This window comes from Okeania hirsuta, assembly GCF_003838195.1.
Taxonomy (GTDB): domain Bacteria; phylum Cyanobacteriota; class Cyanobacteriia; order Cyanobacteriales; family Microcoleaceae; genus Okeania; species Okeania hirsuta.
In genome coordinates this window covers 1-10,278 of sequence record NZ_RCBY01000245.1, presented here as the reverse complement: position 1 = coordinate 10,278, position 10,278 = coordinate 1, and the positions used below count along the sequence as shown (strand labels likewise).

At 39.0% G+C, this 10,278-nt stretch carries 5 protein-coding genes and 1 pseudogene; 4 read left to right on the top strand and 2 right to left on the bottom strand.

Annotated features, from left to right (window positions below):
• Positions 1-484 precede the first annotated feature (484 nt).
• Together D5R40_RS26660 and D5R40_RS26655 are read left to right on the top strand one after the other, a co-directional pair.
• Positions 485-1,840: a methylglyoxal synthase gene (locus tag D5R40_RS26660; protein WP_124144024.1), complete on the top strand. Its 1,356-nt coding sequence runs from the start codon at positions 485-487 to the stop codon at positions 1,838-1,840.
• Positions 1,841-2,491: 651 nt separating this feature from the next.
• Positions 2,492-3,913 (top strand): FAD-dependent oxidoreductase, encoded by a 1,422-nt coding sequence (locus tag D5R40_RS26655; RefSeq protein WP_124144023.1) that lies wholly within the window; start codon positions 2,492-2,494, stop codon positions 3,911-3,913.
• Between the two features lie 206 nt (positions 3,914-4,119).
• Here D5R40_RS26655 and D5R40_RS26650 read toward each other — a convergent pair whose 3' ends face one another.
• Both D5R40_RS26650 and D5R40_RS26645 read right to left on the bottom strand, forming a co-directional pair.
• Positions 4,120-5,733, bottom strand: coding sequence for an aminotransferase class I/II-fold pyridoxal phosphate-dependent enzyme (locus D5R40_RS26650; protein WP_240041661.1), 1,614 nt, complete (start codon positions 5,731-5,733; stop codon positions 4,120-4,122).
• Positions 5,734-6,370: 637 nt separating this feature from the next.
• Positions 6,371-8,215, bottom strand: coding sequence for a fatty acyl-AMP ligase (locus D5R40_RS26645; RefSeq protein WP_124155464.1), 1,845 nt, complete (start codon positions 8,213-8,215; stop codon positions 6,371-6,373).
• Between the two features lie 175 nt (positions 8,216-8,390).
• On the opposite strand from D5R40_RS26645, the gene D5R40_RS26640 reads away from it, so the two are divergent.
• Positions 8,391-9,164, top strand: a complete 774-nt coding sequence (locus tag D5R40_RS26640) for an SDR family oxidoreductase (RefSeq protein ID WP_124155463.1) — start codon at positions 8,391-8,393, stop codon at positions 9,162-9,164.
• Positions 9,165-9,394: 230 nt separating this feature from the next.
• A pseudogene (locus D5R40_RS26635) lies at positions 9,395-10,132 on the top strand (SDR family oxidoreductase).
• The last annotated feature ends 146 nt before the right edge of the window (positions 10,133-10,278 follow it).

Here is a 10,278-nt window from a genome sequence, read left to right as displayed (position 1 = left end):
GGGAACAGGTAAGAGTTTCAGTTTTTTTATTTACTTTTTGATTTGTCACGACCTATTTAGGATTGCTATATAAATTTTTGAGCTAATTTACAATTTGATACATAGCGCCCAAAATTTACCATGTTCTACTTAGGTTATTTCTTAGGAGGACTGAGGACCGAGTCAGGTAGGGGAGCCGTCGGATTGGCCACATACAGAATAAATAGCTTTGATACCATTCATTAGGTCGGAATTTATCTTTTTAGTCCAAGGGACATCTCCTGCACATGTCTTTGATAGCAATGTGCACTGGCATATTTACAAATTGCAGGAAGTTTCCAATAGCTAAAATCTTATATGATCAGCTTTTTATTTCCCCAAATGAGCTGTTCCCTATTGCCTGTTCCCTACGCGCAGCGCTATAACTGCCCTGATTATTCGTAATATTCTTTTTCCACCCTTGGTATAACTCCTAACTTAGTATACTTATTCCAGAATAAAAACCATGACAAACACAATTGCTTTACTTGCTTATGACAGCAAAAAAGACAACTTAGTTGAATTTGTCAAAAAACATCAAGTTGTGCTATCTCGCTATAAATTAGTTGCGCCAGAAGACACTGCTCAATATCTTTTACAAGAAGCAGTTATAGAAATAAACTCTGTATTACCAATTTCCTTGGGAGGAGATGCTCAAATAGCAGCAGAAATAGCCACAGGAAATATTATTGCTGTTATCTGTTTAGTAGACTACCTATTTTCTCAATCTTATGAACCAGATCTCAAATTATTACTGCGTATTTGTCAGGTGCATAATGTTCCCATTGCGATTAATATTGCCACTGCCGAAATAATTATTAACAGTTTAATTCAGGCCACCGTTGCCCACCTCATATTCAACCCTGTATCTGGCCAGGGCAATGCTCAACAAGAATTATCATTAATTAAATCACTTCTCGAACCTCATCTACATTTACATATACACGAAACCACTATAGAGCAAACAGCAGAAGAATTGACAAAAGAAGCGATCGCTAAACAAGCAGATCTGATTATTGCTTCTGGCGGTGATGGCACTGTTTCTGCCGTTGCGGGAGAATTAGTAAATACAGGTATTCCTCTGGGTATAATTCCTAGAGGTACTGCCAATGCTTTTGGTATGGCTTTAGGAATTCCCAGCATTACACCAATTAGAAGTGCTTGCGATATTATCTTAGCAGGCAAAATTCGTACAATAGATGTTGGTCAGTGTAATGACCGTACCATGATTTTGTTAGCAGGAGTGGGGTATGAAGCAGAAACTATAGAGAGAGCAGATCGAGAAGCCAAAAATCGTTGGGGAGTGCTTGCCTACGTTATGGCAGGTTGGCAGCAACTAAACGAACAACAACTTTTTGATGTTGAAATAGAAATTGACGGTGTTACCAAAACCTTTGAAGCAGGAGCAATAACTATTGCTAATGCAGCTCCACCCACATCAGTTTTAGCTCAAGGTTTGGGAGAAGTAATTATGAATGATGGTTTATTAGAAGTAATGATTATTACCTCCAATAGTAGACTGCAAGCTGTTAATACCGTAGTTAGAATGTTCGGGTCAGCTATATTTAAAACTCCTGCTCAAGATCAAGATACTATTGGTTTGCGAACAAAGCAGGTAAAAGTTAGTACAGATCCACCGCAAAAAGTTGTCCTTGACGGTGAAATTATTGGCACTACCCCAGTTGAAATTAAGTGTATTCCTGATGGTTTAATTGTGCTTGCTCCGCCAACTAATGAAATTGAAGAAAAATCTGCCTGGAGTTTCTTATCTTTACCAACAAGAGTTAAAAATCAGGCTCTGCAAAATGATGGGATAATTTAATAGCAGAAGGAAGAAGGAAGAAGGAAGAAGGAAAAATTTTGTGGGTGTTGGTGAAGCGCGTGTATGATATTAATTTTCATTAGTTAGGAGTCAACCCACCCCTCGCCCCTCCCCCTCCCTCCTGGGAGGGGGAGGACCTCCTCAGTAAGGAAGAAATAAGGAATAGAAGGAGAAAATTTTTTGTTTGCTGGCGCACAACGCACGTTAAAGCGGAGCACGGAACGCAATTCTATCAAGCTATTGCTATTATCTGGACATGGTATCATACCTCAAATCACCAACTCCATTTTGTGTTGTCAGAGTCTTAAGCTTTTGATCTGTCCATGACCTTTGCTTCGACTGTTATTAATAACTAGGGAGGAGTCAGTAGTCAGGAGGGAAGAAAAGAGAAAAGTAGAGGTAATTTCAAAATTTCTTTGGTACTTTCAACAATTAATAATTAATTATTAATTATTACCTCTCCTTGAAAACGGATAGGATTAACTCAAAGGAAAATTTTTTCTTCTCTTGGTCGATGGTCGGCCAGCGAGGAGACCCGCTCTTGACAGAGCCGCTCCGAAGATCGCCATCCCTTGATCGCTTGTTTCTCCTTTAAAGGAGAGGATTTTTACCTTAATTATTCGGTAAATTCTTAAATTTTATACAAAAATAATGATCTACTCAGACAAAATCAATATTTCACAGCAACAACCTACAAAAGGTAACCATGCAATTGTAATTGGTGGTAGTATCGCAGGGTTATTAGCAGGGCGAGTATTAACAAACCATTTTCAACAAGTAACAATAGTAGAGCGTGATCGCTTTCCCGAACATCCCCAATTTCGGCCAGGAGTAGCTCAAAGCCATCACGTCCATGTACTATTATCCAAAGGTCAACAAATTTTAGAGCAACTGTTTCCTGGTTTAGTCAAAGATTTGGAAACTGCTGGTTCCCTAAAAATTGATTGGGCGGCAGAATTTCCCTGGTATAATTTATTTGGTTGGCAACCTCGGTTTCGTTCCGATATAAAAAGTTGTCTTTGTAGTCGGCATCTATTAGAGTGGTCAATACGCCGTCAATTAACTGCTGATTACAGCGTGCAATTTCTAGAAGGTACTCAGGTAAAAAATTTACTCAGCAACGTTAATAACTCCAAAGTGACAGGAGTACGAATAAAGTCAAATTCTCACGAACAAGATTTAACTGCTGACTTAGTTGTTGATGCTAGTGGGCGAAATTCTTCTCTACCTAAATGGTTAACTGCTTTAGGTTATCAAGCTCCTGAAGAAACAGTAATAAATTCTTTTTTGGGCTATAGTAGTCGATGGTATAAGTGCCCAGAGGGTTTTCAGACAGATTGGAAAGTATTAGCAGTAGCAACAAAGCCACCCAATGATCAACGTGCAGGGATAATTTATTCGGTGGAAAACAATTTTTGGGTGACTACTCTTTATGGTATCAACAAAGATTATCCTCCTACTGATGAAGTTGGTTTCTTAGAATTTGCCCGTAGTTTGCGAAATCCCATTGTCTACGAATTTATTAAAGATGCTCAACCCATTTCCCCTGTCTATGGATACCGACGTACAGAAAACCGCCTCAGTCATTACGAGAAATTATCCAGACTACCAGATGGTATTGTTGCTATAGGTGATGCAGTATGTTGCTTTAATCCTGTTTATGGTCAAGGTATGACTGTAGCTGCTTTAGGAGCGATCGCTCTCGACCAGTGCTTGCAAAATCATCCTAGTCTCAATGGGTTCACTAAGGGTTTCCAGAAGCAACTTGCTCAAGTCAATACTACTCCCTGGTTAATGGCAACTGGAGAAGATTTACGTTGGCCAGGTACAGAAGGTGGCAAACCAGAATGGATGACAAGATTAATACAGCAATATTTAGACCAGGTATTGCTGCTTTCAGTAGAGCACCCGGAAGTTTATCAAAAATATATATTAGTCATGCAACTGACTCAATCTCCAAAAATTCTGTTTCAACCTGATATTATGGCAAAAATTTTGGGGCAGATAATCAAAAATAATCAACAATTTGAGTCAACAGATCGAGAGCAAAATATTCCTAAACTGCTTTGCTAAATCACTTTCAGATCAAATCCGGGGGAATTGGACATCAAAAAAATCTCGAATCGTCATAACTACGCTCATCTTTGTGATTCTCTCTCCTCCTGACTCCTAAAGACTTAACCAACCTATGACTGTTTAACCGGATTTGATATCATTTGTCAATCCGAATAGCTAATAGCTAATTGTATTATTTATGATTAGCTATTAGCCATTACCTACTAAATATCCATCTTCCTCAGCTCTTCCGCAAGAGTATCTACAGTGAAGCGAATTTGCTCATCTGTATGATTACAAGTGATAAAAAAACGTAGTCTGGCTGCATTGTGTGGCACAGACGGATAAAACATAAACGGTACATTAATCCCTCGCTTAAATAAATTTTGGGATAATAGTACAGACTTAATAGACTCACCCACAATAATAGGTATAACTGGAGAATCTTTACTCATACCAGTATTCAGACCTCGTTCGCGAGCGCATTCCAAAAATAGTCGAGACCTTTCTTGCAATTGTCTCACCCTTTCAGGTTCCGCCTTCAACAAACGAATAGCGGCTAATACTGATGCTGCATCTGGTGGGGAAATACCTACACTATAGACAAATCCTGGAGAAGTATATTTAAGATATTCTACTAATGCTTTGCTACCAGCAATATAACCACCACAACTAGCAAAAGATTTACTTAAAGTACCCATCCATAGATCGATATCATTGGGGTCAACCCCAAAGTATTCACTAATACCCCGACCATGCTTACCAATAGTACCGATAGAATGAGCCTCATCTACCATCAGAAAAGCTTTGTAACGTTGTTTAATCTCAATAAATTTAGGTAAATCTGGAATATCACCATCTGTACTATATACACCTTCTATAGCAATAAGTATTCGTTTATAACGATGACGGCGATCGCTCAATAACCTATCCAAAGCTTGCCAGTCATTATGAGGAAAAGCAATAATAGTTGCTCCCGATAATAAACAACCTTGGAAAATACTATTATGGCTCAAAGAGTCATGGAGAATTAAATCATTTTGCCCAAACAAATGACTAATAGTAGTTACATTAGTCGCATGACCCCCGACATAAACAATACTATCCTCAACGCCAATAAAATCAGCAATTTCTCTTTCCAATTCCTGATGTAATGGCTTTTCTCCTGATAATAACCTACTGGCAGAAACAGAAGTACCATAGCGATCGATAGCTTCCTTAGCAGCATTAGATACTAAAGAGTCACCACACATACCTAAATAATTGTAGGTGGCATAATTAACCAATTCCCTACCACCTATAACTGTGGTATTATTATTAATCCGTTCTTGAGGTATAAAAAACGGGTTACCAATACCTGTAGCATTAATTTCTGCCATTTGCTTTTGCAGTTGCAGATATTCTGGGTATAGGTCGAAGTTATAATACTCTAAAGGAATTTCTTCAGTTTCAATAGTTGGATTAGAAGTTGAGACCTCAGCCTCATCTTCTAATTTTTTGTGAATATTTGGCCCTGTATCCTGGGTGGTATCCTCCACTAAATATTCAGCTAAAGCTTCAATAGTAGGATAATCCAATAATAGAGTTGGAGGAAGTCGCCGACCGAGGAGATTTTCTAGTTCTCCAGAAAGATTGACCACTTCAATTGAGTTAAGACCATAATCAGTAAAATCCCGCTCAATATCTATCTCATTGGTTTCCAGTTCTAGCCGTTCAGCTAATTGGGAGACCAACCAGGACTTAATATTATCTCTGACTGGAGATGATTGTGGGACTTGCAAGGCAGGGTCTTGATCGTTCTTCACTAAAGACAGATTTTGGCTGTCTTGCTCATTCATAAGCTGGTTCAACAGTTTCATTGTTCACTCCTGCACCACGTTAAAATTGCTTGTCACTTAGTTTTGTCTTGTAGCTTATATGCAATAGCACATATTGGGGTCAAAAATCCCCCTGGAAAATCAGAAATTTGGCTTCTGATTTATTGGGAGCAACTTTTAACTTGTGACAATTACCTGAAATAGCTAACTATTTCAACTGATTGACCACCCCAAAAAAACACTGGGGAAGGCATGATGGTTATTGTGTCACGATCTTATACGAAGTAGGGATAACCAGCCATTAGAAGTTATAAGTCCAGTAGTTATAAGTCCAGTCCAGTAGACTGTTTGCTCTTAAATGGTGCATTAGGGAGTAGGGGAGTAGGTAGGGACGTTGCATGCAACGTCCCTACGGGAGAAAGATTGTTGTTGGGTTTATCCTGCGGATAAGCTGCGAAGATCGTCCCTCAACCCAACCTAAATCTATTGCACCAAATTAGATGAAACAGTCCACTACTGGACTTTTAGATTTAATCGGCAGAGCAATACATAAGGTGGCTATGCGTAAGTCCTATAGTTGTTGGGTTTATCCTATGGATAAGCTGGCGCTAACGGTTCCTCAACCCAACCTACCACTCTGACTTCAATAAAACCTTATTTATTCAAATATTTGTAGAGTTCCGGCTAAAAAGCCTTCGCGACAAGCATAACGCTGAACTTTTCCACTAGAAGTTTTGGGAATAGCTCCCGGTTTAAGCAACAGGATCTGATAAATCTGTAAATCGTGATTTCTTGACACAGACCGTTGGATAGATTTAACTAAGTCCTGAGAGTTATCAACATTTTCCGTATCAGACTTACCATTACGCTGACTAAAAAAATCAAGCTTTACCAAGCCAATAGATTCATTAGTGGAGTTATACTTTTGACTTTTGACTTTTGACTTTTGACTTCCATGAAGCAGTTGGCGAAAGTTACGTTCCACCTCCGCCACTACTACTAAATGTTCTTCTCCAGCAACCTCTACTGAAAACCCGGCCACACAACCTGGTCTAATCATGGGATGACTTTGCTCGACTGTCCATTCAATGTCTTGGGGATAGTGATTCCGACCATTAATAATAATCACATCCTTCAGACGACCTGTGACAAATAACTCATTCCCCTCTAAAAATCCTAAATCTCCAGTTCTCATAAATGCTCTTGGTGTTAGAGCATCTGTGATAAAAGCTTCAAAAGTTTGCTTTGTTTCTTCTGGTTTGCGCCAATAACCCTCAGCAATGCTTGGCCCTGATACCCAAATTTCTCCAACTTCACCCTCAGCACAGAGAGTTAATTTTTCTGGATGGACAATTTTAATCTGTTGGTCTGGCAAAGTTTGACCACAACCTACTAATGTTTTTGTTCCTTCTGTTTCAGAAACTAAGACGATCTGGTTTTGTTCTAATGCGTTAGTCGCAATAGTAGTTTGAACTGGTGGAGCAAGTTTATCGCCTCCAGAAATTATCAGAGTAGCTTCTGCCATCCCGTAACAAGGATAAAAAGCTTCTCGACGGAAACCACAAACTTCAAAAGTTCTGGCAAATCTTTCTAAAACTTGGGCACTAATAGGTTCAGCACCATTGAATGCCACTTCCCAACTACTTAAATCCAAATGTTGAATCTGTTCGGCCTTAATTTTACGGACACACAGATCGTAAGCAAAGTTAGGTCCACCGCTGGTAGTCCCTTGATGTTGAGAAATAGCTTTTAGCCAGCGTACCGGACTTTGCAGAAACATTAACGGAGACATTAAAATTACTGGAAATGCTCCATATAAAGGTTGTACTATCCCACCAATTAAACCCATATCGTGATAAGGAGGTAGCCAGATTACTCCTTTGCTTTCTACAGAATGTCCAAAACATTGATGAATCAGACTAGAATTATGCAAAAGGTTTTGGTGAGTAATCATTACTCCTTTTGGTGTGGCTGTGGAACCAGAGGTATATTGGAGGAAGGCCAGGGTATTTTCGTTGATATTTGGTTCAAGCCATTTTTCTGCAACATTGTCTGGAATATGGTCAGTGGCCAACCAACCTAAACTATTCAATTCTGGGGTTTCTGAGGCGCGACGTTCTAGGGTGGAGATGATAGATTTAGTTGTTAGAGCTACTTTGGCCTCTGTATCCCTAATAATTGTTTGAATACGGGCCAGGGAGCGATTTGGTCTAGGGGGATAGGCAGGAACTGCAATAATTCCAGCATAAAGACATCCAAAAAAGGCGCTAATATACTCTAGTCCCGGTTGATAGATGAGTAAAGCACGTTCTCCTGGTGGACATACTGATTGGAGATAGGTAGCGATCGCTCGTGAATGTTGTTCTAGTTGTTGATAGGTGAAGCTAATTGTGTCTGTTTCTCCATCTACTAAAAAGGTATAAGCTATTTGTTTGGGATTTTCGATAGCTCTGTTTTGTAATAAATCTACTAATGTTTTAATTTTTTTATCTATAATATTCATTTGATTTTTGATAGAAAAAGCTAACAATAATTAAGAAAGACACGAGAGCAATTTTAACGCAGATTTAGGGGGGAATAAGTAGCCAAGTGTATTAGATTTTTTTTGGTAATAAAACTACTATAATAAATACTAAGATTAGTTTAAACATAATCATGTTTTGAAAAGGATAAAAGCAATGAATCTAATTAAAGAATTTGAGGGAAAAGTTACTCTAATTACAGGAGGTAGTTCAGGTATTGGTAGAGTTACTGCCCTAGCTTTTGCCAAAAAAGGAGCAAAGGTAGCGATCGGCAGTCGTAGGGAAAAAGAAAGTCAAGAAACAATAGCAATGATTGAAGAAATAGGTGGCGAAGCTATCTTTGTGAAAACAGATATTACTCAAGCTACTGAAGTTGAAAACTTAGTTAATCAAACAATTAATACTTATAATCGTTTAGATTATGCCTTCAATAATGCAGGTACAGAAGGCATATTAGGACCTAGTATTGAACAAACTGAAGAAAATTGGAATCAGATTATTAATACCAATCTTAAAGGAGTTTGGTTATCAATGAAATATCAAATTCCACAAATGTTAAAAAATGGTGGGGGAGCAATAGTAAATAATGCTTCTATATTTGGATTAGTTGGTGTTCCTAATGGTTCAATTTACTGTGCTAGTAAACATGGTGTAATAGGGTTAACAAAAGCTGTTGCTTTGGAACAAGCTGAAGCAGGTATTAGAATTAATAGTGTTTGTCCTGGTGTAATTCAAACGGATATGAATGACCGTATTTTTGGCAAGGATGATGATAGTGAAGGTAAAGTACAAATGGCAGCAGCACACCCTATTGGTCGTTTAGGTAAACCAGAAGAAGTAGCTAATGCTGTTGTTTGGTTATGCTCCGATGCAGCTAGTTTTATTACAGGTCATTCCCTCACAATAGATGGTGGTTATACTGTGAAATAGTTGTAGTTATATTTCCTGGTTAGGTCTATAATTTGCACAAATCTGTAATAACCGCATTAATTTATGATTTCCAGTATAACAGGACTTATGCACTGACAACATATATAGGGTTTCGCTCAGTTACGCTACCGCGCTTCACACCCTACCAATAGGATTCATGGGTAAGTCCTGTATAAATTAATCTGAGGTTGTCAAACTATGGTCAATTTGTAGTTAAAGTCTGAAATAAAATGACACAACAACATATAACCTTAATTACTGGTGCAAGTCGGGGAATAGGTTACTCTACAGCAGAATATCTGGCGCAAAAAGGACATCTAGTAATTGGCCTGGCACGTCACACTCCTGAAAAGACCTTTCCTGGTGAATTTTTTACAGTCGATCTGAGCGATCGCCACGCCACAACAGAAACTCTGGCTAATTTAACCAAGCAGTATGCTTTTGATGGAGTGGTAAATAATGTAGGAATAGCACACCCAGAGTTATTAGAAGAAATAACACTAGATAATTTCGATGCAGTTATTGACTTAAATTTGCGTGTTGCTATCCAAACTGTGCAAGCAGTGGTGCCATTAATGAAGGCAAAAAAGTGGGGCCGTATTGTTAATCTTTCCAGTATCGCTGCTTTGGGAGCGCAAAACCGTGGCACTTATGCTGTCAGTAAGGCCGGAATGATTAGTTTCACTCGCACTTGGGCCTTGGAGTTGGTCAAGAGTGGGATAACTGTTAATGCTGTTGCTCCTGGGCCTATTGACACATAATTATTTAGATATTATTACCCATCAGGAAGTGAAGTGGAAAAGCGCTATTTAAGGGGGGTGCCAATAGGGCGCTTTGGTAAACCTTCGGAGGTAGCTGCAAGCATTGGCTTTTTCTTTTCAGAAGAGGCAGGTTATATTACTGGGCAGACTCTTTTTGTAGATGGTGGTTGCAGCATTGATGTACATCCTTATTACAAGGCAAGATAACGAAGTCAGAAGTCAGAAGTCAGAAGTCAAACGAAGTCAGAAGTTAGAAGTTAGAAGTTAGAAGTTAACCCACCCCTCGCCCCTCCCCCTCCCAGGAGGGGAAGTAGGGGATGCGTGAGCAACTCTCCAAAAATATTGCGCCTTAA